Below are 24,275 nucleotides of genomic sequence, written 5' to 3'. Positions count from 1 at the left end.
GCAGGTTGTCTGAAAAGCGGAGGGCAGCGCCCTCCACGCGTTAATCGATTTTGCTCAGCAGGTAGCGGTACTGCTCGCCGTCAGGCACAAATTCCAGCCGATGGGTGATGCAGGAGGGGGCATCCTCAGCATGGTGGGACACAAACAGTAGCTGGGTTTCACCTTCGCTAATCAGGACATCCACAAAGCGGCGGATCAGCTGACGGTTGAGCGGATCCAGCCCCTGCAACGGTTCATCCAGAATCAGCAGCGTAGGGTGCTTGACCAGCGCGCGGACGATCAATGCCAGCCGCTGCTGTCCCCACGACAGGCTGTGGAATGGCGCATCGGCGACCCGGTTGTCCATACCCAGAATATCCAGCCACTGCTGCGCCAGCTTGTGCTGCTTGTCAGATACCGCCTGATAAATACCAATGGAGTCGAAGAAGCCAGAGAGGATCACGTTTCGCACCGTGGTGCTCACCCGGTAGTCCAGATGCAGGCTGCTGCTGACATAGCCGATGTGCTTTTTGATATCCCAGATGGTTTCCCCGCTGCCGCGGAGACGGCCGAACAGGGTGAGATCGTTGCTGTATCCCTGCGGGTGATCCCCGGTGATAAGGCTCAGCAGCGTGGATTTACCCGCCCCGTTGGGGCCGACGATCTGCCAGTGCTCACCAGGATTAACCGTCCAGCTGAGGTGATTAAGAATAGGGCGATCGTCGTAAGCAACCACCCCATCGCGCAGCACAATGCGCGGCTGGTCAGGATCCAGCCCGTGGCGTGCCGAAGGCGCATCCGGCTCCGGCAGGGTAATACCGTCCAGTTTCTCGCTGTGCGCCAGCTGCGCAATCAGCGCCTGCCGAAGCAGTACGGCTTTCTCGCCGGTTTCGGTCAGGCTACAGTCCGCCAGCACGCCCGCATAATGTACGAAATCCGGGATCTCATCAAAACGGTTAAGAACCAGCACAAGCGTGTATCCCTGCTGGTTAAGCGACGCCAGCAACGCGGCCAGCTGCGCGCGGGACTGCACATCCAGTCCGTCAAACGGTTCATCCAGGATCAGGAGTTCCGGCTCGCTCATCAGCGCCTGACACAGCAGCGTTTTGCGCGTCTCGCCGGTAGAAAGGTATTTAAAGCGGCGGTTAAGCAGGGCGGTAATGCCAAATTGCTCCGCCAGCTGCTGACAGCGGGCAGGATCTTTTATCTCATCCTGGATAATTTCCGCCGTCGTGCGGCCGGTATCTTCTTCGCCGGGGCTGAGCAAATCGGTATTGTTACGCTGCCACTCATCGCTGACCAGCTTTTGCAGCTGTTCGAAGGAAAGGCGCGTCAGCCGGGTAAAGGTGCACCGACGTTCACCCTTCAGTTGGGTTAATTCGCCTGCCAGAGCGCGGGCCAGCGCGGATTTTCCGCTGCCATTCGTGCCCACAAACGCCCAGCTTTCTCCGGCGCGAAGGGTTAACTCTGGCAGCGATAAGGTACGGGTATCGCTAAGACGAAACGTGCCTTGCGAAATATGCAATGATGACATGTGTTATCCCATTTTTTGCAGCAACAGATGTCAGGGATACTCAGTGTTAGCGGGGTTGTCAATGCGCTTAGCACAATGTGGCGATAATTACCCGGTCTGCATTGAAATATGCGGTCACCACAGCACCTTCGTCTAATTCTGTCGCGTCGTTCACCGGAACGGTGGCGCAGAGCGACTGTCCATCCGGCAGGGTCATCAGCACTTCACACTGTTCTGCGCCGCGCTCGATGTGGCTGATACGCCCGCGTAGCTGGTTGTCGGCCTCTGCGGCCTGCTCAGGGTTGAGTGCGATGCTGATCCAGGGCGCTTTGAGTAATACCAGCACCTCCTGACCTTCGTTCAGCCCAAGGCGTTGACCACTTTGCGCGGTGATGGCGGCTTTCAGGCGCGTCGTACCGTCCGCGAGCAGGATCTCAATATGCTCCTGCACCTGCGAATGATCGCGCCCCGTCACCGTACCAAACCACTGGTTGCGGGCGCTGGTCTGCAAAGAGAAACGGGAGATGGCGCCCAGCAGGCTGTCCAGCGGCAGGTTGTCGTCATCGCTCAGCACATCAAATGCTTTTTGCTGGATCTGCGCCAGTAAATCGTAGAGCTGGATCAGACGTTGCCCGTAACGCGTCAACACGGCGCCGCCGCCGCCTTTCCCGCCGGTGGCGCGCTCAACCAGCGTATGTTCGCTCAGGGTGTTCATGTCGTTAATCGCATCCCAGGCGCTTTTATAGCTGATGCCAGCGTTTTTGGCACCCTGGCTAATCGAGCCAGTTTGTTCTATTTGTTTTAACAGGGCGATGCGTCGCGGATCGGCGAAAAGCTTCTGCTGAAGTCGTAGGGTGAGGAGAATTTCAGCCTGCATATCAGTGTCCCGGCAAAAAGGCTATTGTGACCCAAATGCCCGGGGGCGGAAAGCGCACCGCACAAAAGGGGATGTTTTTCTTACTTTTCAGGGTAGAATAAGCCGTTCACAAGATCTGGAGAAAACCATGTTAGAGTTGTTGAAAAGTCTGGTATTCGCGGTAATCATGGTGCCAGTAGTGATGGCTATCATCCTCGGTGCCATCTACGGCCTGGGTGAAGTGTTCAACGTCTTTTCGAACATTGGTCATCGTCGTGACCAGCCTAAAAAGCAGCAATGATTTCCTCCAAAACGCCCGGCCAGCCCGGGCGTTTTGCTCTCAAGTTTATTCCTCTCCCGCCGATATCTTTTACAACGTTCCTTGAGTTTACGCATTAATGGGTACGATTTAGCGCTAGGAACGCATGCGATATGTCGTTATATTTATTTGTATATAACGATACGCACAGGAGCTTCAAATGGCACGTTCATGGGTACGCCTTTTCGCAGGGGCCACGCTGACTCTCTCACTCACCGGCCACGCGCTGGCGGATGAAGGCAAAATCACGGTCTTTGCGGCGGCGTCGCTGACTAACGCGATGCAGGATATTGCTGCGGTATACAAAAAAGAGAAAAACGTCGAGGTGGTCTCGTCGTTTGCCTCCTCGTCCACGCTGGCCCGCCAGATTGAAGCGGGGGCGCCCGCGGATCTGTTCATCTCTGCCGATCAGAAATGGATGGATTACGCGGTGGAGAAAAAATCTGTTGATACGGCTACCCGCGAAACGCTGCTGGGAAATAGCCTGGTGGTGGTCGCGCCCGCAAACAGCAAGCAGGGCGACATCGCCATCAACAAACAGACGGACTGGACCCGTCTGCTCAACGGTGGCCGTCTGGCGGTAGGCGATCCGGAGCATGTTCCTGCCGGGATTTATGCGAAAGAAGCGCTACAAAAACTGGGCGCGTGGGAGACCTTATCGCCGAAGCTGGCTCCCGCAGAAGATGTGCGTGGCGCGCTGGCGCTGGTGGAGCGTAACGAAGCGCCACTCGGGATCGTTTACGGCTCCGATGCCGTCGCCAGTAAAGGGGTGAAGGTGGTGGGCACCTTCCCGGAAGACTCGCATAAGAAAGTGGAATATCCTGTTGCGATAGTTGATGGACATAAAAATGCGAGCGTGACGGCCTTCGTTGACTACCTGAAGGGGCCAGAAGCGTCCGCGATCTTTAAACGTTACGGATTTACGACTCACGAATGATATTGACCGAACCTGAATGGCAGGCCGTGCTGCTGAGCCTGAAAGTCTCTTCCCTGGCGGTTGCGCTGAGTTTGCCCTTTGGGGTGTTCTTTGCCTGGTTACTGGTTCGCGTGAAGTTTCCAGGCAAAGCCCTGCTCGACAGTGTTCTCCATCTTCCGCTTGTCTTACCGCCTGTGGTGGTCGGATATCTGCTGCTGATCTCCATGGGTCGACGCGGCTTTATCGGCGAATGGCTGTACGACTGGTTCGGACTGACCTTTGCTTTCAGCTGGCGCGGCGCGGTTCTGGCCGCGGCGGTAATGTCCTTCCCGCTGATGGTGCGCGCTATCCGTCTGGCGCTGGAAGGGGTGGATACTCGGTTAGAACAGGCCGCCCGCACGCTGGGCGCAGGCCGCTGGCGGGTATTCCTGACCATTACGCTTCCGCTCACGTTACCGGGCATTATCGTCGGTACGGTGTTAGCCTTCGCCCGCTCGCTGGGTGAGTTTGGCGCGACCATCACCTTTGTGTCGAACATTCCCGGCGAGACGCGGACCATCCCGTCGGCCATGTATACCCTGATTCAGACCCCGGGCGGCGAAGGTGCGGCGGCCCGGCTGTGTATTATTTCGATTGTGCTCGCTCTGGTCTCGCTGCTGGTGTCTGAGTGGCTGGCGCGCCTCAGCCGTGAACGGATGGGGAAACCGTGATGCTGGAACTCAACTTTACGCAAACCCTGGGCAGCCACACCCTGACGCTGAACGAAACGCTGCCTGCCAGCGGTATCACCGCCATTTTTGGCGTGTCCGGGGCGGGGAAAACGTCGCTGATTAATGCGATTAGCGGCCTGACGCGTCCCCAGTCTGGCCGTATTGTGTTAAATAACCGCGTCTTGAATGACGCGGAGAAGAAGGTCTGCCTGTCACCGGACAAACGCCGTATCGGCTATGTGTTTCAGGATGCGCGCCTGTTTCCGCACTACAGCGTACGCGGGAACCTGCGTTACGGCATGGCAAAAAGCATGGCCGGACAGTTCGATAAGCTGGTGGCGCTGCTGGGCATCGAACCGCTGCTGGATCGTCTGCCGTCGTCGCTGTCGGGGGGTGAAAAACAGCGCGTGGCGATTGGCCGCGCCCTGTTAACCGCGCCGGAACTGTTGCTGCTGGATGAGCCGCTGGCCTCGCTGGATATTCCGCGCAAGCGCGAGCTGCTGCCGTATCTGCAACGTCTGGCGCGGGAAATCAACGTGCCCATGCTCTACGTCAGCCATTCGCTGGATGAGATCTTACATCTGGCCGACAAAGTGCTGGTGCTGGAAGCGGGCAGGGTGAAGGCATTCGGCAATCTGGAGGAGGTGTGGGGCAGCAGCGTTATGCATCCATGGCTGCCAAAGGAGCAGCAGAGCAGCATTCTGAAGGTGAGCGTGCTGGAGCACCATCCGCACTACGCGATGACTGCGCTGGCGCTGGGCGATCAGCATTTGTGGGTGAATAAAATCGATACGCCGATTCAGTCCACGTTACGGATCCGCATTCAGGCGTCGGATGTCTCTCTGGTCCTGCAACCGCCGCTGCAAACCAGTATCCGCAATATTTTGCGCGCAAAAGTAGCGCAGTGTTTTGATGATAACGGCCAGGTGGAAGTGCAGCTGGAAGTGGGCAGCAGAACGCTGTGGGCGCGCATCAGCCCGTGGGCCAGGGATGAGCTGGGCATCAAGCCTGGCCTGTGGCTTTACGCGCAAATCAAGAGCGTCTCCATCACCGCCTGATTACAGCAGGTGGGTATAAATATACTGCGCGATGCTGTCGGTGGTGTTATCGCCAATCACCACGTCAGCACGCGCTTTCACCGCGTCATCGGCATTACCCATCGCCACGCCCGTTCCGGCCGCTTCCAGCATGCTGATGTCGTTATAGTTATCGCCGAAAGCAATCACGTCCTGCATTGATCCGCCCTGCGATTCAACGAACTGGGTCAGACGCTTTCCTTTACTGTTGCCTTTGCGGGCGATATCCACCTGATCGTGCCAGGACCATTCACATTCCAGACCCAGCGTATGCTCGACATGTTTTGCGAAGGTATTCAGTTTGGCGGTGTCTTCATCGGTCAGGGCAAATTTCCAGATTGCTTCGACGTCTTCCGCCGCCTGGCGCAGGGAGGAAACCTGAGTGAATACCGGACGCTGCGCTTCCGGCAGAGACAGGGCCCAGTTGCTGGTGCGGATCACATGGCCGGTAGGGCGTTCATACACCATGGCGTTATCCACATACATCAGGCCGTGAATGGCGTGCTCATCCAGCAAATCAATCAATTGCAGCGCCTGCGTAACGGGAAGCGGATCGGAGGCTAAAACCTTTTTTGCCTGATAATCATACATATAGGTGCCATTACAACAAATTGCAGGTGTATCTAAGCCCAGTGCCTGATAAAAAGGATGAATGGCTACGTGATGTCGACCCGTTACGATGAGAAGTTGATACCCCGCTTCCTGGGCTCGTTTGAGGGCCTCAAGAGAAGAGGGGAGCAGGGTTTTCTGAGGGGTAAGCAGTGTTCCGTCTAAATCCAGGGCAATCACTCGCGAGGTCATTTTTTCTTCCGGGTTAATGTTGAATTTAAGGTCTGTCGGGATGGTACACCGAGAGCGGAACCCTGCAAAATCCCGGACTACAATTCAGCATTCACCGTTAAAAATAATCAGGAGTATTCATGAAACAAACCGTTTATACCGCCAGTCCTGAAAGTCAGCAGATCCATGTCTGGCGTTTGAATACAGAAGGTTCGCTTACGCTGGTTCAGGTTGTTGATGTGCCAGGCCAGGTGCAGCCGATGGTCGTCAGCCCGGATAAACGTTTTCTTTATGTCGGCGTACGCCCGGAATTCCGCGTGCTGGCATACCGCATCTCCCCGGATGACGGCGCGCTGACCTATACCGCAGAAGCCCCGCTGCCGGGCAGCCCGACCCATATTTCCACTGACCATAAAGGCAACTTTATCTTCAGCGGCTCCTACAATGCAGGCTGCGTGAGCGTCACCCGCCTGGAAGACGGTATTCCCGTTGAAACCGTCGACGTGGTAGAAGGGCTAGAAGGTTGCCACTCCGCCAACATTTCGCCGGATAACCGCACGCTGTGGGTGCCAGCGCTGAAGCAGGACCGCATCTGCCTGTTCACCCTGAGCGATGACGGCCATCTGGTCGCGCAGAGCCCGGCGGAAGTCACCACCGTGGAAGGCGCAGGCCCGCGCCACATGGTCTTCCACCCGAATCAGCAGTATGCCTATGTCGTTAACGAGCTGAACAGCTCGGTAGACGTGTGGGAGCTGAACGATCCTAACGGGCAGATCGAGTGCGTACAGACGCTGGATATGATGCCAGCTGATTTCTCCGACACACGCTGGGCGGCAGACATTCACATCACGCCGGATGGCCGTCACCTGTATGCCTGTGACCGTACCTCCAGTCTGATCACCGTCTTCAGCGTCTCTGAAGACGGCAGCGTTCTGGCAGTTGAAGGCTTCCAGCCGACAGAAACCCAGCCGCGCGGCTTTAATGTCGACCACAGCGGCAAATACCTGATTGCGGCGGGGCAGAAATCCCACCACATCGCGCTCTATGAAATCCAGGGCGTGCAGGGTCTACTGGAAGAGAAAGGACGCTATGCGGTCGGACAAGGGCCGATGTGGGTTGTGATTAACGCTCACTGATCCGTAGACGAAAAAAAACCTCGCAAATGCGAGGTTTTTTTATGCGCGGTTAATGCATGAGGTAGGCCGGGTAAGGCGCATCCGCCACCCGGCAGCAGGCATTTTACTGCTTCGGCTCAGCAACCACTTTGCTACCCAGACCGCGGTTGTTGTATTCCCACATGCGGTTAAAGTTAGCGTCGTTCAGGTTACGCTGCACGTTGTCTTTATCATCCATCGTGCCGGTGTTGCCGGAGAAAGGACGTTTCGAGATCGCCGCATCCGCCCACGGTTTCGCCATGTTAAAGCCTTCGTTAATCACGCTGTCGCGGATCACGACCTGGCCGTTAGTGGCGGAGTCCACGTCCAGAGAGCGACCAAGCTGCGCCACGCCATCGCCAGCAGCAGTAAAGCGGCTATTCACGGCCAGGAAGCCATAGAACAGGTTAGACTGCGTGGCCGGGGCAAAGACGTAACCTTCCTGCTGCGTACGTGAATTCACTACGCGGAAGTCGGTGTTATCAAACACCACCGCGCCGCGGCCGGAGACCATATCCACGTCGCCTTCAATGTAGCTGTTGGTGACCAGAGTACGCGTCAGACGGTTGTTCTGAAGGGTATTCTGCACGCCACTGTTGGTCACGAAGAAGGTGTTCTGGCGGCCCAGGATATTGACGTTGTTAATCTGTACCTTGTCGCCATCGCTACGCAGCGCCACGGCCTGATGATTACCTGCGTCAACGCTGTCGCCCAGGGTGTTCTGAATGGTCAGGTTCTGTAATTGCAGGCCGTTGTTCTGTGACCAGAATACCGCCGAGCACATCACGCCAATGGTGGCGGCACGCTTGCGCTGGCAGTTATCAAACATATACCACGCCGGTTTACCTGGCATGTATTTACCGGCCGGGTTCACCAGATGGCGCCAGGTGGTGCTGTCGATCTCTGAATCAATCGCCAGGCCAATTTTTACATCGACCGCTTTTTCGCCCAGGCCGTAAAGCGTAATGCTTCCCGGTGCCGCCGGAACATAAACGGTTCCTTCGTATTCACCCGGCAGGATGGCAATGTACTGACGAGATGCGCTGTGTTTGGTGATTGCCGCATCAACGGCTGCCTGAATAGAGGTGTGAGTTACACCCTGCGCCCCGGCCGGGCCGACAACGAAGTCTGGCTGTTTAGGCAGGTTAATAGAAGAAGGCGTCCACGGGGCTGCATTGGGATCCATCGCCGAGAAATAGTGCTCACGGGTGAAGTTCTTCGCTTCAGCCGCTGACAGGATCGGACGGGAAGCGGTGCCCGGAGCAACCTGCTCAGAAGGTTGCTGATCCGGTGGTGTTGAACTGCAAGCGGATAAAGTCACGCCAAGGGCGAGTGCCAACGCCAGACGGGAAATCCTGGAAATATTCAAGGTAATGCTCCTGGGTATGCAAGTCTTATCTGGATAGACGAAATAGCCTGCTTTTTTATACTAAGTTGAGCGAAACGGGAAGATAAAAACCGGAAAAGTTGCATTTTTGCCCGCAGGCGACGGGAAAGTCATCACAAATAAATAACATTTTCCCCCAATGCGGTTGACAGCAGGCGGTAGATGAAAATAAATGTCTATACAACCCATGACAAGTGGAAGGCACATGCAGCAGCTTCATCCCGATGATGTGATATGGCGAAATGCGCGACTGGCAACCCTGGCGACAGGTGAGGCGGAGCCCTACGGCCTGAGAGAACAACATGCCCTGGTTGTGCGCGGCCAGACGATTCTGGCCATTATTCCTGAATCCGAGATCCCCTCCGGGCATCGTCAGTGTGTCGATCTCGACGGGCGTCTGGTTACCCCCGGCCTGATCGATTGCCACACCCATCTGGTGTTCGGCGGCGATCGCGCAGCGGAATGGGAGCAACGGCTTAACGGCGTGTCATATCAGACCATTAGCGCGCAGGGCGGCGGAATTAACGCCACGGTCACGGCCACCCGCAACAGTTCGCCGGAAACGCTCCTGACGGTGGCGCAGCAGCGACTCCAGCGGCTGATGAATGAAGGCGTAACGACCGTTGAAATCAAATCAGGATACGGACTGAATGCCGAAGCCGAAGAGAAAATGCTGCTGGTTGCCCGCCAGCTCAGCCTGAATAATCTGGTCGATATCAGCCCGACGCTGCTGGCCGCGCACGCCGTTCCTGCCGAGTACCGACAGGATCCGGATGCCTATCTGGCGCTGGTCTGTGAGCAGATCATGCCCACGCTGTGGCAAAAAGAGTTATTTGAAGCGGTGGACGTGTTTTGTGAAAACGTCGGCTTTACCCCGGCGCAAACCGAGCGCCTGTTCCGGGCCGCCGCCGCGCTCGGGATCCCGGTAAAAGGGCATGTAGAACAACTGTCGAATCTCGGCGGCGCGGCGCTGGTCAGCCAGTATAAAGGGCTGTCGGCCGATCATATTGAGTATCTCGATGATGCAGGTATTCAGGCGATGGCGCAAAGCGGCACGGTGGCGGTATTGCTCCCCGGCGCGTTCTATTTTCTTCAGGAGCGCCAGCGTCCACCGGTGGCGCAGCTGAGAGAGCAGGGCGTGCCGATGGCGGTGGCTACCGACTACAATCCGGGCACCAGCCCGTTTGCCAGCCTGCATCTGGCAATGAACATGGCCTGCGTCCAGTTTGGCCTCACGCCGGAAGAGGCCTGGGCTGGCGTGACGCGGCATGCGGCGCAGGCGCTAGGACGTGGTGCGACGCACGGGCAGTTAAAGCCAGGTTATGTGGCTGATTTCGTCGTCTGGGAGGCGAATCATCCGGTTGAGATGGTTTACGAGCCGGGGCGGAATCCTATGTATCAACGCGTGTTTCGGGGGCAGGTAGCATGAAACTGTGGCATCCCGTCTCTCCGCAGGTCTGGCAGGGTCGTGACGACAGCGCCGAGTCCAGCACCGCGAAACGTCTCTTCCAGACCATACAGCAGCGCGAACACTTTTCTCCCGCGCCGTCAGGCATCGCCCTGCTGGGCTTTGAATGTGATGAAGGGGTTAAGCGTAACCAGGGCAGGCCCGGTGCTGCACAGGCGCCCGATGTGTTGCGTGGCGCGCTGGCGAATATGGCGAGCCATCAGGGGCATGCGCGCCTCGTGGATATGGGCGCTATTTATGTTGAAGGCCACGCGCTGGAGGCGGCACAGCAGGCGCTGAGCGAGGCCATAACCGCGTGCCAGCAATCCGGGATGCGTACTCTGGTTTTCGGTGGTGGACATGAAACCGCCTGGGCGCACGGGCGCGGCGTGCTGGACGCCTTTCCGAACGATCGCATTGCGGTGATCAACCTGGATGCGCACCTCGATTTACGCAAGGCCGAACGGGCAACGTCCGGCACGCCGTTCCGCCAGCTGGCGCACTACTGCGCGTCTCAGTCGCGGGCGTTTCACTACGCATGCCTGGGGGTAAGCCGTGCGGCGAATACTCAGGCGCTGTGGGAGGAAGCTGAGCGGTTGAACGTGACGCTGGTTGAAGATCTCGATTTTCGCCGGGATGCGCTATCCGCGCTGGATAGCGTGCTTGCGCAAGCTGACCGGGTTTATCTTACCGTTGACCTCGATGTGCTGCCCGCCGCAGAAATGCCCGCCGTGTCCGCCCCTGCGGCGTTGGGGATCCCGGCGCTGGATCTGTTCCCGGTGATTGAGCGTATCTGCCGAAGCGGTAAACTACAGGCGGCGGATTTGGTGGAATTTAATCCGCACTACGATCGGGACGGACAGGGGGCGAAGCTTGCCGCCCGACTGGCCTGGCAAATTGCTCACTGGTGGGCATAACAACATTCAAGGAGTCATGATGTTTTCACGCTCGCCCCTGCCGCAGCCGAGCCCTCCCGCGCCTTTTTACGAAAAGGTGAAGCAGGCGATCAGCGAAAAAATCGCCGCCGGCGTCTGGCGCCCGCATGACCGCATTCCGTCCGAGGCCGAGCTGGTGGCGCAGTTTGGCTTTAGCCGAATGACCATCAACCGCGCACTGCGTGAACTGACCGATGAAGGGTTGCTGGTGCGTTTGCAGGGTGTCGGAACCTTTGTCGCCGAGCCAAAAGGACAGTCGGCGCTGTTTGAAATCCGCAGCATTGCCGATGAAATTGCCGCCCGCAACCATCAGCACCACTGCGAGGTGCTGGTGCTTGAAGAGACGCAGGCCAGCGCCGAACAGGCCATCGAGCTGAACGTTACCGAGGGCACCCGGATTTTCCATTCGGTGATGGTGCATTATGAGAACGACATTCCGGTCCAGATTGAAGACCGCTGCGTCAACGCGGAGCGGATACCGGACTACCTGAGCCAGGATTACACCCAAACCACACCGCATGCGTATCTCTCGCTCGTCGCCCCGCTGACGGAAGGGGAGCATATCGTGGAAGCCGTGCGCGCCACGCCGCAGGAGTGCGAGCTGTTGCGTATTAAAGAGCACGATCCCTGTCTGCTGATCCGCCGTCGTACCTGGTCGTCCTCGCAAATTGTGTCGCATGCGAAGCTGCTATTCCCGGGGAATCGCTACCGGTTGCAGGGCCACTTTATGTCATAAGTTTTATAAGCGTGATCGCTAACGCAATATAGCAAAATTGTATCTTTTTTGTTAAATCCGACCTTGTGTGTGCTTGTCTATACAAGTATATCTAAATGCATCACCTGTCCCTTATGAGGAACACACAATGTCGTCAGATAAATACCGCAAGCAGGTTGTCCGCGCCGCGCGCGGCACCACGCTCACCGCAAAAAGCTGGCTCACCGAAGCACCGCTGCGCATGTTGATGAACAACCTTGATCCTGAGGTAGCAGAAAATCCCCACGAACTGGTGGTCTACGGCGGCATTGGCCGCGCCGCGCGCAACTGGGCGTGCTATGACGCGATTGTCGAGTCTTTGACGAATCTCGAAAACGACGAAACGCTGCTGGTGCAATCCGGCAAACCGGTGGGCGTATTCAAAACCCATAAAAATGCGCCCCGCGTGCTGATTGCCAACTCCAACCTGGTGCCGCACTGGGCGACGTGGGAACACTTCAACGAGCTGGACGCAAAAGGGCTGGCCATGTACGGCCAGATGACCGCGGGTAGCTGGATCTACATCGGCAGCCAGGGGATTGTGCAGGGCACCTATGAAACCTTCGTGGAAGCGGGCCGTCAGCATTATAACGGCTCACTGAAAGGCCGCTGGGTGCTCACCGCCGGACTGGGTGGCATGGGCGGCGCGCAGCCGCTGGCCGCGACGCTGGCGGGTGCGTGCTCCCTGAACATTGAGTGCCAGCAGAGCCGCATCGATTTCCGTCTGCGTACCCGCTATGTCGATGAACAGGCCGACAACCTCGATGACGCGCTGGCGCGCATCAAAAAGTACACTACTGAAGGCAAAGCCGTGTCGGTTGCCCTGTGCGGCAACGCGGCGGATATTCTGCCGGAACTGGTGGCGCGCGGCGTGCGTCCGGATCTGGTCACCGACCAGACCAGCGCTCACGATCCGCTCCACGGCTATCTGCCAAAAGGCTGGACGTGGGAAGACTACCAGCAAAAAGCGGAAACCGATCCTGAGGGCACGGTACTGGCGGCTAAACGCGCCATGGCGGAACACGTCTCCGCGATGCTGGCCTTCAGTAAGATGGGGATTCCGACCTTTGATTACGGGAATAACATCCGCCAGATGGCGAAAGAGATGGGGGTGAATAACGCCTTTGACTTCCCCGGCTTCGTGCCCGCCTATATTCGTCCGCTGTTCTGCCGCGGCGTTGGGCCATTCCGCTGGGTTGCCCTGTCCGGCGACCCGGAGGATATCTACAAAACCGACGCCAGAGTGAAAGAGATTGTCGCCGATGACGAACACCTGCATCGCTGGCTGGATATGGCGCGCGAACGCATTAACTTCCAGGGCCTGCCGGCGCGTATCTGCTGGGTCGGGCTGGAGTGGCGGCAAAAACTCGGCCTCGCCTTTAACGAAATGGTGCGCAGCGGCGAAGTCTCCGCGCCGATCGTCATTGGCCGCGACCACCTGGACTCCGGCTCTGTCGCCAGTCCGAACCGTGAAACCGAAGCCATGCGCGACGGCTCGGATGCGGTCTCCGACTGGCCGCTGCTGAATGCCCTGCTGAACACCGCCAGCGGCGCGACCTGGGTATCGCTGCACCACGGCGGCGGCGTCGGGATGGGCTTCTCCCAGCACTCCGGGATGGTCATCGTCTGTGACGGAACTGATGAAGCGGCCGCGCGTATCGCTCGCGTGCTGCACAACGACCCGGCAACCGGCGTGATGCGTCACGCGGATGCGGGTTACGAGATTGCCATTGATTGTGCCAAAGAGCAGGGCCTGAACCTGCCGATGATCCCCGCCACACAAGGAAAGCCTGCATGAACGCGTTAACACTTACTCCCGGCTCGCTGACGCTCAAACAGCTGCGTCACGTCTGGCGTCAGCCGGTGACACTCTCCCTTGATGAAAGCGCCCACCGTGCCATTAACGACAGCGTAGCCTGCGTGGAGGCGATCGTGGCGGAGGGGCGCACCGCCTACGGAATCAATACCGGGTTTGGCCTGCTGGCGCAGACCCGCATCGCCACGCACGATCTGGAGAATTTACAGCGTTCGCTGGTGCTGTCGCACGCGGCGGGGGTTGGACAGCCGCTGGACGATGAGATCGTCCGCCTGATGATGGTGTTGAAAATCAACAGCCTGGCGCGTGGGTTCTCCGGCATTCGTCTGAGCGTGATCCAGGCGCTGATGGCGCTGGTCAATGCGGAAGTTTATCCGTGGATCCCGGCGAAGGGCTCCGTCGGCGCCTCCGGCGATCTGGCGCCGCTGGCGCATATGTCGCTGCTCCTGCTGGGTGAAGGCCAGGCGCGCTGGCAAGGGGAGTGGCTGCCTGCGAAAGAGGCGCTGAAAAAAGCTGGCTTAACGCCGATCACCCTCGCGGCAAAAGAGGGGCTGGCGCTGCTTAACGGCACCCAGGCGTCGACTGCTTTCGCGCTGCGCGGTCTGTTTGAAGCGGAAGATCTGTTCGCCTCCGCGGTGGTGTGCGGTGCGCTGACCACTGAGGCGGTGCTCGGCTCGCGTCGTCCGTTCGACGCGCGCATCCACGAGGTGCGCGGCCAGCGCGGGCAGATTGATGCCGCCGCCATGTACCGCCACGTACTTACCGATACCAGCGACATTGCCGATTCGCATCACAACTGCGAGAAGGTGCAGGATCCGTATTCCCTGCGCTGCCAGCCGCAGGTGATGGGCGCATGCCTGACGCAGCTGCGCCAGGCGGCAGAAGTGCTGCTGGTGGAGGCCAATGCGGTGTCCGACAACCCGCTGGTGTTTGCCCAGGAAAACGAGGTGGTCTCCGGCGGTAACTTCCACGCCGAGCCGGTGGCGATGGCCGCTGATAACATCGCCCTGGCGATTGCCGAAATCGGGGCGTTGTCTGAGCGTCGAATCGCGCTGATGATGGATAAGCACATGTCCCAGCTGCCGCCATTCCTGGTGCGCAACGGCGGCGTAAACTCGGGCTTCATGATCGCCCAGGTCACCGCCGCGGCACTGGCAAGCGAGAACAAAGCCCTGTCGCATCCGCACAGCGTGGACAGCCTGCCAACCTCAGCCAACCAGGAAGATCACGTTTCGATGGCCCCGGCTGCCGGGCGTCGCCTCTGGGAGATGGCCTCTAACACCCGCGGCGTGCTGGCGGTGGAGTGGCTGGCGGCGTGTCAGGGTATTGATTTGCGTGAAGGGTTAACATCCAGCCCGCTGCTGGAGCAGGCGCGTCATACGCTGCGCGAGCACGTTACGCACTACGATGACGACCGCTTCTTTGCGCCGGATATTGATAAGGCAATGCAGCTTCTGGAAGAAGGGCGGCTGGTGGGGCTGTTACCTTCCGTGCTGTGATTTTTACCCTCACCCTAACCCTCTCCCACAGGGAGAGGGAATTGTTAGGTTTTCTCCCTCTCCCTGAGGGAGAGGGCTGGGGTGAGGGCATCAGCCCGCACGATTACGAATACATCGCCGTAATCGACGCGCTACCCAGCGAATGGAAATGCACGTTGAAGCCTACCATTGCGCCGCTCGCCCCTTCGTCGACCTCAATCTTATCCACATCCAGCGCGTGCACGGTGAAGATATAGCGGTGCGTTTCCCCTTTTGGCGGCGCCGCGCCGCCGTAACCCGCTTTGCCAAAGTCCGTGCGCGTCTGAATCGCACCGTCGGGCAGAGCAACCAGACCGGAACCGGAGCCCTGCGGCAGCACGCGCGTGTCGGCGGGCAGGTTTGCCACGATCCAGTGCCACCAGCCTGACCCGGTTGGCGCATCCGGATCGTAGCAGGTCACGACAAAACTTTTGGTTCCCGCGGGCACATCGTCCCACGCCAGATGGGGAGAGATATTATCCCCCTGATAACCCATCCCGTTAAACACGTGACGTTCCGGCAGCTTTTCGCCGTCGCGCAAATCTTTACTGATGATTTTCATCCGATTTCCCTCGTTACTCACTCATTCAGAAAGTGTAACGCATGGGGTTAAATCGTGAAATGCGCTGAAATGGTAACGGCTTTAACCACTGCCCCGGTCAGCTTGCGGAGCTGATCCGCAGAAATGCTGTACGGCGGCATGAGGTAAATCAGCTTACCGAAAGGTCGCACCCACACGCCCTGATCAACGAAGAAGCGCTGCAACGCGGCCATGTTCACCGGATGCGTTGTCTCGATTACCCCGATGGCGCCCAGTACGCGGACGTCCGCGACGTATTTCGCCTCCGCCGCCGCGCTTAGCTGCTGCTTCAGCTGCGCCTCAATCGCCGCCACCTGCGTCTGCCATGCGCCGCTTTCCAGAATGGCGAGGCTTTCGCTTGCCACGGCGCAGGCCAGCGGGTTGCCCATAAACGTCGGGCCGTGCATAAAGCAGCCCGCGTCGCCGTCGCTGATGGTATCGGCAACCTGGCGGGTGGTAAGCGTGGCGGAGAGCGTCATGGTGCCGCCGGTGAGCGCTTTCCCCAGGCACAGAATATCCGGCGCGATCCCCGCATGCTCGCAGGCGAACAATTTCCCGGTGCGGCCAAAGCCGGTGGCGATCTCATCGGCAATCAACAGGAGCCCTTCGCGGTCGCACATCTTCCGAATGCGCTTCAGCCACTCGGGATGGTACATCCGCATTCCGCCCGCGCCCTGCACAATCGGTTCGAGAATAACGGCGGCAATCTCGTGGCGATGGGCCGCCATCAGCCGCGCGAAGCCCACCATGTCCATCTCGTCCCATTCGCCGTCGAAGCGGCTCTGCGGGGCTGGCGCAAACAGGTTTTCCGGCAGATAGCCTTTCCACAGGCTGTGCATGGAGTTGTCCGGATCACATACCGACATCGCGCCGAAGGTGTCGCCGTGATAGCCGTTGCGGAAGGTGAGGAACCGCTGGCGCGTTTCGCCCTTCGCATGCCAGTACTGCAACGCCATTTTCATCGCCACTTCCACGGCCACCGAGCCGGAGTCGGCCAGGAAAACGCACTCCAGCGATTCAGGCGTCATCGCTACCAGGCGACGGCATAAATCCACCGCGGGCTGATGCGTGATCCCGCCAAACATCACGTGTGACATCTGGTCAATCTGCGCTTTCATCGCCGCGTTCAGTCGCGGGTGGTTGTAGCCATGGATCGCCGCCCACCAGGAGGACATCCCATCAACAAGCTGCTCGCCGCTGGCGAGATGCAGCTCGCAGCCGTGGGCAGAGGCTACCGGATAGACGGGAAGGGGGCGGGTCGTGGAGGTGTAAGGGTGCCAGATATGCTGCTTGTCGAAGGCGAGATCGTCCTGGGTCATAATCGACTTGTAAACCATTTTGAAAAGTTTTAGGTTTACAAGTATAAACCGAACCGACAATTAACAAAACCCTTTGGAGAAGCCCGATGGCTCACCACGCACGCTGGACGATGTCGCAAGTCACTGAATTATTCAACAAACCTTTCCTGGAGCTAATGTTTGAGGCGCAACAGGTGCACCGCCAGCACTTCGATCCGCGTCATGTTCAGGTCAGCACGCTGCTGTCGATCAAAACCGGGGCTTGCCCGGAAGACTGCAAATATTGCCCGCAAAGCGCGCGCTATAAAACCGGTCTCGAATCCGAGCGCCTGATGGAAGTCGAGCAGGTGCTCGACTCCGCGCGCAAGGCCAAAAACGCTGGCTCGACCCGCTTCTGCATGGGCGCGGCGTGGAAAAATCCGCATGACCGCGACATGCCCTATCTGGAGCAGATGGTGAAGGGGGTGAAGGAGATGGGGCTTGAAGCCTGCATGACCCTGGGCACGCTGAACGAGGAGCAGGCGCAGCGTCTCTCGGCGGCGGGGCTGGATTACTACAACCACAACCTCGATACTTCGCCGGAGTTCTACGGCAACATCATCACCACGCGCACCTATCAGGAGCGTCTGGACACGCTGGATAAAGTGCGTGATGCGGGGATCAAGGTCTGTTCCGGCGGGATCGTGGGACTGGGCGAGACGGTAAAAGATCGTGCCGGCCTGCTGTTACAGCTGGCAAACCTGCCGACCCCGCCGGAAAGCGTGCCCATCAACATGCTGGTGAAGGTAAAAGGGACGCCGCTGGCGGATAACGAGGACGTGGATGCCTTCGATTTCATCCGCACCATCGCGGTGGCGCGCATCATGATGCCGACCTCTTACGTTCGCCTCTCTGCCGGTCGCGAGCAGATGAGCGAGCAGACCCAGGCGATGTGCTTCATGGCCGGGGCCAACTCCATCTTCTACGGCTGCAAACTGCTGACCACGCCAAACCCGGAAGAGGACAAAGATGTCCAGCTGTTCCGCAAGCTGGGGCTGAACCCACACCAGACCGGGGTACAGGCGGGGGATAACGAGCAACAGCAGCAGCTGGAGCAGCAGATTTTCAACGCCGACACCGACCAGTTCTACAACGCGGCAGCCGTATGACCTGGCAGGCACGTATCAGGACCGCGCTCGACGAGCGGCGGGCAGCGGATGCGTTTCGGGTACGCAGGGTCGTGGAAAACGGTGCAGGCCGTTTTCTCACCCGGGAAGGAGAGCGGTTCTGTAATTTCTCCAGCAACGATTATCTGGGCCTGAGCCAGCACCCGCAGATCGTTCGCGCCTGGCAGCAGGGCGCGGATCGTTACGGCGTGGGTAGCGGTGGCTCCGGGCACGTCAGCGGCTACACCACGGCGCATCACGCGCTGGAGGAAGAGCTGGCCGACTGGCTGGGGTACCCGCGGGCGCTGCTGTTTATCTCCGGTTTTGCCGCGAATCAGGCGGTGATTGCCGCCCTGATGGGCAAAGATGACCGCATCGTCGCGGACCGCCTGAGCCACGCGTCCCTGCTTGAAGCGGCCAGTCTCAGCCCGGCGCAGCTGCGGCGTTTTGCCCATAACGATGCCTCTCAGCTGAACGTCCTGCTGGGTAAACCCTGTTCAGGGCTTCAGCTGGCGGTGACGGAAGGGGTATTCAGCATGGACGGCGACAGCGCGCCCCTTGCCACCTTGCATGACGTCGCAAAGCAGCAGAACGCCTGGCTGCTGGTCGACGATGCCCACGGCATTGGCGTCACCGGCGAGGAGGGGCGCGGAAGCGCGCACCAGCAACGCGTCAGGCCGGAACTGCTGGTGGTCACCTTCGGCAAAGGCTTCGGCGTCAGCGGCGCGGCGGTGTTGTGCAGCGAGCCGGTGGCCGATTACCTGGTGCAGTTCGCCCGGCACCTGATCTACAGCACCAGCATGCCCCCGGCGCAGGCCGTGGCGCTCTCTGCGTCGCTTGCGGTGATCCGCGGCGAAGACGGCGCTGAACGCCGGGCGCGGCTGGCCGACCATATTCAGCGTTTTCGCCGGGGGGTAAGCGAGCTGTCTTACCGGCTTACCGACTCGCACAGCGCCATTCAGCCCGTGATTGTGGGTGAGAACCCTCGGGCGGTGATGCTGGCACAGGCGTTACGAGAACGCGGGCAGTGGGTCACGGCGATCCGCCCACCCACCGTGCCGCCAGGCACCGCGCGTTTGCGTCTGACGCTCACCGCAGCGCACGAGCCTCAGGATATCGATACGCTTCTGGAGGCACTGTATGTCTCCCGTCAATAAACAGGCCGTTGCCGCCGCGTTTGGCCGGGCAGCGCAAAGCTATTCACAGCACGATGAGCTGCAACGCCTGAGCGCCCGCGGGCTGCTGGCCGCGCTCGGTGAGGGGCGTTTTGCGCAGGTGCTCGACGCTGGCTGCGGGCCAGGCGGCAATAGCCGCTACTGGCGTGCAACGGGTAGCCACGTCACGGCGCTGGATTTATCCGCGCAGATGCTGGATGAGGCCCGCCAGCAGCAGTCAGCAGACCGTTATCTGGTGGCCGATATTGAGGCCATCCCGCTGGAGGATGCGCTGTTTGACCTCGTCTGGAGCCATCTGGCGGTGCAGTGGTGCGCCAGCCTGCCGCAGGCCTTACGCGAGCTATACCGCGTGGCGCGGCCCGGCGGAGCGGTGGCCTTTACCACCCTGCTGGAAAGTTCGTTGCCAGAGCTGAATCAGGCGTGGAAGGCAGTGGATGCGCAGCCGCACGCCAACCGGTTTCTTTCACACGAACAGGTCACTCAGGCGCTGGCAGGCTGGCGCTATCGCAGCGTGGTCCAGACCGTCACCCTCGAATTTAGCGATGCGTTAAGCGCCATGCGATCGCTTAAGGGCATAGGCGCGACGCACCTGCACGCCGGACGGGAGAAGAGACCCCTTACCCGCGGCCAACTCCAGCGTCTCGAGCTGGCCTGGCCGCAGGAGCGGGGCCGATTCCCGCTCTCTTATCATCTTTTTCATGGGATTATTGAACGTGACTGAACGTTATTTTGTTACCGGCACGGACACTGAAGTCGGTAAAACGGTTGCCAGCGCCGCGCTGTTGCAGGCGGCGCGTCTGCTGGGGAAAACAACGGCCGGGTATAAACCCGTAGCCTCCGGCAGCGAGATGACGCCGGAAGGCTTACGCAATACCGATGCGCTGGCGCTTCAGCGTAACAGCAGCCTTGCGCTGGCCTATTCTGCGGTGAACCCCTATACCTTTGCTGAACCCACCTCGCCGCACATCGTCAGCGCCGATGAAGATCGTCCGATTGATTTTTCGGTGCTCTCTTGCGGGTTACGCGCTCTTGAAATGCAGGCCGACTGGGTGCTGGTGGAGGGGGCTGGCGGCTGGTTTACCCCGCTGTCCGACGAGCAGACATTTGCTGACTGGGTGCAGGCCGAGCAGCTTCCGGTCATTCTGGTGGTCGGCGTGAAGCTTGGCTGTATCAATCACGCTATGCTGACCGCTCAGGCCGTGCAGCAGGCCGGGTTGCGTCTGGCAGGGTGGATTGCCAATGACGTGGTAGCGCCGGGAAAACGCCATCCTGAGTATCTGGCGACGCTGAAGCGGGTGCTGCCTGCGCCGTTTCTCGGCGAGATCCCGTGGCTTGCCGACGGCGCAGAGCAGGCGGAAACCGGACGCTATCTTGACCTTAGCGCCTTATGTCCCGCGCCATCCAGTGCGCAATAAGATCGTCATCCAGCTCGTTAACGTGGCCCTGTGCCACGTTACGACCCCGATAGAGCATGCAGAAACGATCCGCTACCCGGCGGATAAACGACAGCTGTTGCTCCGCTAACAGCACCGTCATTCCCAGCTCCCGATTCAGCCGCACCAGCAGCTGCCCCAGCCTGCGCGCGAAACCGTGCCCTGCGCCATACATGGGCTCATCCAGAATCAGCACGCGCGGGCGATTAACCAGCGCACTGGCGAGGGCCAGCTGATACTGGTCGTCAGGGGACAGCGCAGAGGCACGGCTCTGTCGCAGCGGATAAAGCTCCGGAAACAGGGCATACACGTCACTTTTTGATGCCGGGTCGGGTTTCCCCGTCGCCCGCATAGCGATATGCAGATTTTCATCGACGGTCAGCTGGGAAAATATTCGCCGATCCTGCGGGACGTAGCCTATCGTCGGCGGCGCCGGGAATGCTGACACAGGGCTGAGCAAATTACGCGGCGGCGCGCCAGCCTCATGCCAGATGATGGTGCCGCTCTCGACGGGCACCTTTCCGGTAATGCAGTTCATAAGCGTGGATTTACCCATCCCAGGCAGGCCAACAATGCCCGTACAGATGCCTTGCGGGAAATCGATATTCACGTTCCATAGCGTATGTTGGCTTCCGTAAAACTGATTTACAGCACGCAGACTCAACATCTTTCTCTCCTTAAAAATGTGTGGGGTGATGCACAGAGTGATGTCTGCAAAACGCCTGCCAGGAACTTCAGAATGATTAAAAAAAGGCCATTTTTAGGAATAACTCACTATCAAAAGCTGAACGTTTATACGAAATGCACACTCCCGGTGCTGCGCATGTCGAATCGTGGTGCAGGAGAAATGACAGAATTGTGATTAAGATCTCGCCAGTCGCTTATGAAAAAATGAACGTTTTCCAGGCAAAAAAGAGTGATAAAAATTTTTTACTGCCGCTTCGTGGGAAAAACCGGGAATTTGCTGGAGTGCATGCTGTACGGGCTGGAGGCAGTTATCCACTATTCCTGTGGATAACCTTGTGCATTAGAGTTAGAAAACCCGCGATAAGCGAGAGAATACGCGGGTTACGACCAAATTGATGCGAAACGCGGCTTAATAAATTAGTCTTTATTTTTTAACGAATTAGATAAAAGCAATTCCCTCAACGCCAGCGACACCTGTTGCCATAAAACTTTCATAACCGCCCTTGACAAATGTTAAAAAAGTAATAGTTCTGGGGATAACCCCCTGAGGCTGGTGTTTTATTTTGTCACAGTCGAAATTTGGCTCGCGAACGCGCTAATCCTCTCTGCGCTACGCTAAATATCCTGACACGCTACTGGTTTTTCATCCAGTGTTTTTTACTGGCAATCCTGGCCACAACGAGTAAAATTACTCACCTGCCGCTTATTCTGTCATCAGGTCGTCGCCCATGAGTAAACCGTTTAAACTGAATTCTGCTTTCCGTCCTTCCGGGGATCAGCCCGAGGCTATTCGTCGCCTGGAAGAGGGGCTGGAAGACGGGCTGGCGCACCAGACCCTGCTGGGGGTTACCGGTTCGGGCAAAACCTTCACCATTGCCAACGTCATTGCCGATCTCCAGCGTCCGACGATGGTCCTCGCGCCGAACAAAACGCTGGCGGCGCAGCTGTATGGTGAGATGAAAGAGTTCTTCCCGGAAAACGCGGTGGAGTATTTCGTCTCCTACTACGACTACTACCAGCCGGAAGCCTACGTTCCCAGCTCCGACACGTTTATCGAGAAAGATGCCTCGGTGAACGAACATATCGAGCAGATGCGTTTGTCGGCGACCAAGGCGCTGCTGGAGCGTCGTGATGTGGTGGTGGTGGCCTCGGTGTCGGCGATCTACGGCCTGGGCGATCCGGATCTCTATCTCAAGATGATGCTGCACCTGACGCAGGGGATGATCATCGATCAGCGGGCGATTTTGCGCCGTCTGGCGGAGTTGCAGTACACCCGTAACGATCAGGCGTTCCAGCGCGGGACCTTCCGCGTGCGCGGCGAGGTGATTGATATCTTCCCGGCGGAGTCGGACGATATGGCGCTGCGCGTGGAGCTGTTCGACGAAGAGGTTGAACGCCTGTCGCTGTTCGATCCGTTGACCGGTCACGTCGAGTCGGTGATCCAGCGCTTCACTATCTACCCGAAAACGCACTACGTGACGCCACGCGAGCGTATCGTGCAGGCGATGGAAGAGATCAAAACCGAGCTGGCGGACCGCCGCAAGGTGCTGCTGGCGAACAATAAGCTGCTGGAAGAGCAGCGCCTGAGCCAGCGTACCCAGTTCGATCTGGAGATGATGAACGAGCTGGGCTACTGCTCCGGCATCGAAAACTACTCGCGCTACCTCTCCGGGCGCGGGCCGGGCGAAGCGCCGCCGACGCTGTTTGACTACCTTCCGGCGGACGGCCTGCTGGTGATCGACGAATCCCACGTTACGATCCCCCAGATCGGCGGGATGTACCGCGGTGACCGCGCGCGTAAAGAGACGCTGGTGGAGTACGGGTTCCGACTGCCGTCAGCGCTGGACAACCGTCCGATGAAGTTTGAAGAATTTGAGGCGCTTGCTCCGCAGACCATCTACGTATCGGCGACGCCGGGCAACTACGAGCTGGAAAAATCCGGTGATGACGTGGTGGACCAGGTGGTGCGTCCGACCGGGCTGCTGGATCCGATTATCGAGGTGCGTCCGGTGGCGACGCAGGTGGATGATCTGCTCTCGGAAATACGTGCCCGCTCCGCCATCAACGAGCGCGTGCTGGTTACCACGCTCACCAAACGTATGGCGGAAGATTTGACGGAGTATCTGGAAGAACACGGCGAGAAGGTGCGGTATCTGCACTCGGATATCGATACCGTGGAGCGTATGGAGATCATCCGCGATTTGCGTCTGGGCGAGTTCGACGTGCTGGTGGGTATCAACCTTCTGCGAGAAGGTCTGGATATGCCGGAGGTGTCGCTGGTGGCGATTCTGGACGCGGACAAAGAGGGCTTCCTGCGTTCCGAGCGCTCGCTGATCCAGACCATTGGCCGCGCCGCGCGAAACGTCAACGGCAAGGCGATTCTGTACGGGGATAAAATCACCCCGTCGATGGCCAAAGCGATTGGCGAAACGGAACGTCGTCGCGAGAAGCAGCAGCGCTACAACGAAGAGCACGGCATTACGCCGCAGGGGCTGAACAAGAAGGTGGTGGATATCCTGGCGCTGGGTCAGAATATTGCGAAGACCAAAGCGAAAGGCCGCGGCAAGGCCCGTTCCGTGGTGGAAGAGGATACCGTCGCGCTGACGCCGAAAGCGTTGCAGCAGAAGATCCACGAGCTGGAAGGGCAGATGATGCAGCACGCGCAGAACCTGGAGTTCGAAGAGGCCGCGCAAATCCGCGATCAGCTGCATCAGCTGCGGGATCTGTTTATTGCGGCATCGTAGTTTTTTGCCCGGTGGCGTTTTCTCCCTCTCCCTGTGGGAGAGGGCCGGGGTGAG

Annotated in this window: 22 protein-coding genes; 15 read left to right on the top strand and 7 right to left on the bottom strand. The window is 58.8% G+C overall.

Annotated features, from left to right (window positions below; translation table 11 throughout):
* Nucleotides 1–40: 40 nt before the first annotated feature.
* Together modF and modE are read right to left on the bottom strand one after the other, a co-directional pair.
* Complete coding sequence (gene modF / locus ACNQ0W_RS01820) at nucleotides 41–1,513, bottom strand: molybdate ABC transporter ATP-binding protein ModF (protein WP_062932173.1); 1,473 nt, start codon at nucleotides 1,511–1,513, stop codon at nucleotides 41–43.
* A 67-nt stretch (nucleotides 1,514–1,580) separates the two neighbouring features.
* Nucleotides 1,581–2,369: a molybdenum-dependent transcriptional regulator gene (gene modE / locus ACNQ0W_RS01815; RefSeq protein WP_033486384.1), complete on the bottom strand. Its 789-nt coding sequence runs from the start codon at nucleotides 2,367–2,369 to the stop codon at nucleotides 1,581–1,583.
* 127 nt (nucleotides 2,370–2,496) lie between these two features.
* On the opposite strand from modE, the gene ACNQ0W_RS01810 reads away from it, so the two are divergent.
* From ACNQ0W_RS01810 to modC, 4 genes are all read left to right on the top strand, one after another.
* Entirely contained in the window at nucleotides 2,497–2,649 is a 153-nt protein-coding gene (locus ACNQ0W_RS01810; RefSeq protein WP_003858549.1) for an AcrZ family multidrug efflux pump-associated protein, read from the top strand.
* Nucleotides 2,650–2,827: 178 nt separating this feature from the next.
* Nucleotides 2,828–3,604, top strand: coding sequence for a molybdate ABC transporter substrate-binding protein (modA, locus tag ACNQ0W_RS01805; RefSeq protein WP_022650631.1), 777 nt, complete (start codon nucleotides 2,828–2,830; stop codon nucleotides 3,602–3,604).
* Nucleotides 3,601–4,293 (top strand): molybdate ABC transporter permease subunit, encoded by a 693-nt coding sequence (gene modB / locus ACNQ0W_RS01800; protein WP_015571097.1) that lies wholly within the window; start codon nucleotides 3,601–3,603, stop codon nucleotides 4,291–4,293. The genes modA and modB overlap by 4 nt, the downstream gene beginning before the upstream one ends.
* Complete coding sequence (gene modC / locus ACNQ0W_RS01795) at nucleotides 4,293–5,351, top strand: molybdenum ABC transporter ATP-binding protein ModC (protein WP_023303318.1); 1,059 nt, start codon at nucleotides 4,293–4,295, stop codon at nucleotides 5,349–5,351. The genes modB and modC overlap by 1 nt, the downstream gene beginning before the upstream one ends.
* Here the strand turns inward: modC and ACNQ0W_RS01790 are convergent, their stop codons facing one another.
* Nucleotides 5,352–6,170 (bottom strand): pyridoxal phosphatase, encoded by an 819-nt coding sequence (locus tag ACNQ0W_RS01790; protein WP_062932172.1) that lies wholly within the window; start codon nucleotides 6,168–6,170, stop codon nucleotides 5,352–5,354.
* 119 nt (nucleotides 6,171–6,289) lie between these two features.
* Between ACNQ0W_RS01790 and pgl the strand changes: the two genes are divergently transcribed.
* The gene (pgl, locus tag ACNQ0W_RS01785) at nucleotides 6,290–7,285 is read left to right on the top strand and encodes a 6-phosphogluconolactonase (RefSeq protein ID WP_040117391.1); all 996 of its coding nucleotides are present in this window, start codon (nucleotides 6,290–6,292) and stop codon (nucleotides 7,283–7,285) included.
* Nucleotides 7,286–7,388: 103 nt separating this feature from the next.
* Here the strand turns inward: pgl and ACNQ0W_RS01780 are convergent, their stop codons facing one another.
* Nucleotides 7,389–8,672 carry a putative acyl-CoA thioester hydrolase gene (locus tag ACNQ0W_RS01780; RefSeq protein ID WP_062932171.1) on the bottom strand — a complete coding sequence of 428 codons (1,284 nt, stop codon included), beginning with the start codon at nucleotides 8,670–8,672 and terminating at the stop codon, nucleotides 7,389–7,391.
* 223 nt (nucleotides 8,673–8,895) lie between these two features.
* Between ACNQ0W_RS01780 and hutI the strand changes: the two genes are divergently transcribed.
* The 5 genes from hutI (at nucleotide 8,896) to hutH (ending at nucleotide 15,141) form a co-directional block, all read left to right on the top strand.
* Complete coding sequence (hutI, locus tag ACNQ0W_RS01775; RefSeq protein ID WP_015571093.1) at nucleotides 8,896–10,119, top strand: imidazolonepropionase; 1,224 nt, start codon at nucleotides 8,896–8,898, stop codon at nucleotides 10,117–10,119.
* Complete coding sequence (gene hutG / locus ACNQ0W_RS01770; RefSeq protein ID WP_062932170.1) at nucleotides 10,116–11,054, top strand: formimidoylglutamase; 939 nt, start codon at nucleotides 10,116–10,118, stop codon at nucleotides 11,052–11,054. Before hutI ends, hutG begins: the two co-directional genes overlap by 4 nt.
* Nucleotides 11,055–11,073: 19 nt before the next feature.
* The gene (locus ACNQ0W_RS01765; RefSeq protein ID WP_017384945.1) at nucleotides 11,074–11,808 is read left to right on the top strand and encodes a histidine utilization repressor; all 735 of its coding nucleotides are present in this window, start codon (nucleotides 11,074–11,076) and stop codon (nucleotides 11,806–11,808) included.
* A gap of 127 nt (nucleotides 11,809–11,935) precedes the next feature.
* A complete protein-coding gene (hutU, locus tag ACNQ0W_RS01760) occupies nucleotides 11,936–13,624 on the top strand; it encodes a urocanate hydratase (RefSeq protein WP_062932169.1) in 1,689 nt (562 codons plus the stop codon).
* Nucleotides 13,621–15,141, top strand: coding sequence for a histidine ammonia-lyase (gene hutH / locus ACNQ0W_RS01755; RefSeq protein WP_047053065.1), 1,521 nt, complete (start codon nucleotides 13,621–13,623; stop codon nucleotides 15,139–15,141). The genes hutU and hutH overlap by 4 nt, the downstream gene beginning before the upstream one ends.
* A 103-nt stretch (nucleotides 15,142–15,244) precedes the next feature.
* Here the strand turns inward: hutH and ACNQ0W_RS01750 are convergent, their stop codons facing one another.
* Both ACNQ0W_RS01750 and bioA read right to left on the bottom strand, forming a co-directional pair.
* Nucleotides 15,245–15,721, bottom strand: a complete 477-nt coding sequence (locus ACNQ0W_RS01750) for a kinase inhibitor (protein ID WP_062932168.1) — start codon at nucleotides 15,719–15,721, stop codon at nucleotides 15,245–15,247.
* 47 nt (nucleotides 15,722–15,768) lie between these two features.
* On the bottom strand, nucleotides 15,769–17,058 hold the full coding sequence (gene bioA / locus ACNQ0W_RS01745; protein WP_074135635.1) for an adenosylmethionine--8-amino-7-oxononanoate transaminase: 1,290 nt from the start codon (nucleotides 17,056–17,058) through the stop codon (nucleotides 15,769–15,771).
* Between the two features lie 86 nt (nucleotides 17,059–17,144).
* On the opposite strand from bioA, the gene bioB reads away from it, so the two are divergent.
* From bioB to bioD, 4 genes are read left to right on the top strand one after another with little or no spacing between them, the layout of a single operon-like run.
* A complete protein-coding gene (bioB, locus tag ACNQ0W_RS01740; protein WP_017384942.1) occupies nucleotides 17,145–18,185 on the top strand; it encodes a biotin synthase BioB in 1,041 nt (346 codons plus the stop codon).
* Entirely contained in the window at nucleotides 18,182–19,339 is a 1,158-nt protein-coding gene (gene bioF / locus ACNQ0W_RS01735; protein ID WP_062932166.1) for an 8-amino-7-oxononanoate synthase, read from the top strand. The genes bioB and bioF overlap by 4 nt, the downstream gene beginning before the upstream one ends.
* Complete coding sequence (bioC, locus tag ACNQ0W_RS01730; protein WP_062932165.1) at nucleotides 19,323–20,078, top strand: malonyl-ACP O-methyltransferase BioC; 756 nt, start codon at nucleotides 19,323–19,325, stop codon at nucleotides 20,076–20,078. Before bioF ends, bioC begins: the two co-directional genes overlap by 17 nt.
* The gene (gene bioD, locus ACNQ0W_RS01725) at nucleotides 20,071–20,772 is read left to right on the top strand and encodes a dethiobiotin synthase (RefSeq protein ID WP_062932310.1); all 702 of its coding nucleotides are present in this window, start codon (nucleotides 20,071–20,073) and stop codon (nucleotides 20,770–20,772) included. Before bioC ends, bioD begins: the two co-directional genes overlap by 8 nt.
* On the opposite strand, the gene ACNQ0W_RS01720 is transcribed toward bioD, so the two are convergent.
* Nucleotides 20,735–21,457: an ABC transporter ATP-binding protein gene (locus ACNQ0W_RS01720; RefSeq protein WP_062932164.1), complete on the bottom strand. Its 723-nt coding sequence runs from the start codon at nucleotides 21,455–21,457 to the stop codon at nucleotides 20,735–20,737. The genes bioD and ACNQ0W_RS01720 overlap by 38 nt on opposite strands.
* Before the next feature lie 748 nt (nucleotides 21,458–22,205).
* Here ACNQ0W_RS01720 and uvrB point away from each other — a divergent pair.
* On the top strand, nucleotides 22,206–24,221 hold the full coding sequence (gene uvrB / locus ACNQ0W_RS01715) for an excinuclease ABC subunit UvrB (protein ID WP_015571085.1): 2,016 nt from the start codon (nucleotides 22,206–22,208) through the stop codon (nucleotides 24,219–24,221).
* The last annotated feature ends 54 nt before the right edge of the window (nucleotides 24,222–24,275 follow it).

It is taken from the genome of Enterobacter cloacae complex sp. 6730903 (genome assembly GCF_048283985.1).
In the GTDB taxonomy this organism is placed as follows: Bacteria; Pseudomonadota; Gammaproteobacteria; order Enterobacterales; family Enterobacteriaceae; genus Enterobacter; species Enterobacter hormaechei_C.
This window is presented reverse-complemented; position numbering and strand designations above follow the sequence as displayed.

What these genes read in the sequence shown, in the direction of transcription:
- modF (WP_062932173.1), bottom strand. Translation starts at nt 1,513, where the DNA reads ATGTCATCATTGCATATTTCGCAAGGCACGTTTCGTCTTAGCGATACC.
- modE (WP_033486384.1), bottom strand. Translation starts at nt 2,369, where the DNA reads ATGCAGGCTGAAATTCTCCTCACCCTACGACTTCAGCAGAAGCTTTTC.
- ACNQ0W_RS01810 (WP_003858549.1), top strand. Translation starts at nt 2,497, where the DNA reads ATGTTAGAGTTGTTGAAAAGTCTGGTATTCGCGGTAATCATGGTGCCA.
- modA (WP_022650631.1), top strand. Translation starts at nt 2,828, where the DNA reads ATGGCACGTTCATGGGTACGCCTTTTCGCAGGGGCCACGCTGACTCTC.
- modB (WP_015571097.1), top strand. Translation starts at nt 3,601, where the DNA reads ATGATATTGACCGAACCTGAATGGCAGGCCGTGCTGCTGAGCCTGAAA.
- modC (WP_023303318.1), top strand. Translation starts at nt 4,293, where the DNA reads ATGCTGGAACTCAACTTTACGCAAACCCTGGGCAGCCACACCCTGACG.
- ACNQ0W_RS01790 (WP_062932172.1), bottom strand. Translation starts at nt 6,170, where the DNA reads ATGACCTCGCGAGTGATTGCCCTGGATTTAGACGGAACACTGCTTACC.
- pgl (WP_040117391.1), top strand. Translation starts at nt 6,290, where the DNA reads ATGAAACAAACCGTTTATACCGCCAGTCCTGAAAGTCAGCAGATCCAT.
- hutI (WP_015571093.1), top strand. Translation starts at nt 8,896, where the DNA reads ATGCAGCAGCTTCATCCCGATGATGTGATATGGCGAAATGCGCGACTG.
- hutG (WP_062932170.1), top strand. Translation starts at nt 10,116, where the DNA reads ATGAAACTGTGGCATCCCGTCTCTCCGCAGGTCTGGCAGGGTCGTGAC.
- ACNQ0W_RS01765 (WP_017384945.1), top strand. Translation starts at nt 11,074, where the DNA reads ATGTTTTCACGCTCGCCCCTGCCGCAGCCGAGCCCTCCCGCGCCTTTT.
- hutU (WP_062932169.1), top strand. Translation starts at nt 11,936, where the DNA reads ATGTCGTCAGATAAATACCGCAAGCAGGTTGTCCGCGCCGCGCGCGGC.
- hutH (WP_047053065.1), top strand. Translation starts at nt 13,621, where the DNA reads ATGAACGCGTTAACACTTACTCCCGGCTCGCTGACGCTCAAACAGCTG.
- ACNQ0W_RS01750 (WP_062932168.1), bottom strand. Translation starts at nt 15,721, where the DNA reads ATGAAAATCATCAGTAAAGATTTGCGCGACGGCGAAAAGCTGCCGGAA.
- bioA (WP_074135635.1), bottom strand. Translation starts at nt 17,058, where the DNA reads ATGACCCAGGACGATCTCGCCTTCGACAAGCAGCATATCTGGCACCCT.
- bioB (WP_017384942.1), top strand. Translation starts at nt 17,145, where the DNA reads ATGGCTCACCACGCACGCTGGACGATGTCGCAAGTCACTGAATTATTC.
- bioF (WP_062932166.1), top strand. Translation starts at nt 18,182, where the DNA reads ATGACCTGGCAGGCACGTATCAGGACCGCGCTCGACGAGCGGCGGGCA.
- bioC (WP_062932165.1), top strand. Translation starts at nt 19,323, where the DNA reads ATGTCTCCCGTCAATAAACAGGCCGTTGCCGCCGCGTTTGGCCGGGCA.
- ACNQ0W_RS01720 (WP_062932164.1), bottom strand. Translation starts at nt 21,457, where the DNA reads ATGTTGAGTCTGCGTGCTGTAAATCAGTTTTACGGAAGCCAACATACG.
- uvrB (WP_015571085.1), top strand. Translation starts at nt 22,206, where the DNA reads ATGAGTAAACCGTTTAAACTGAATTCTGCTTTCCGTCCTTCCGGGGAT.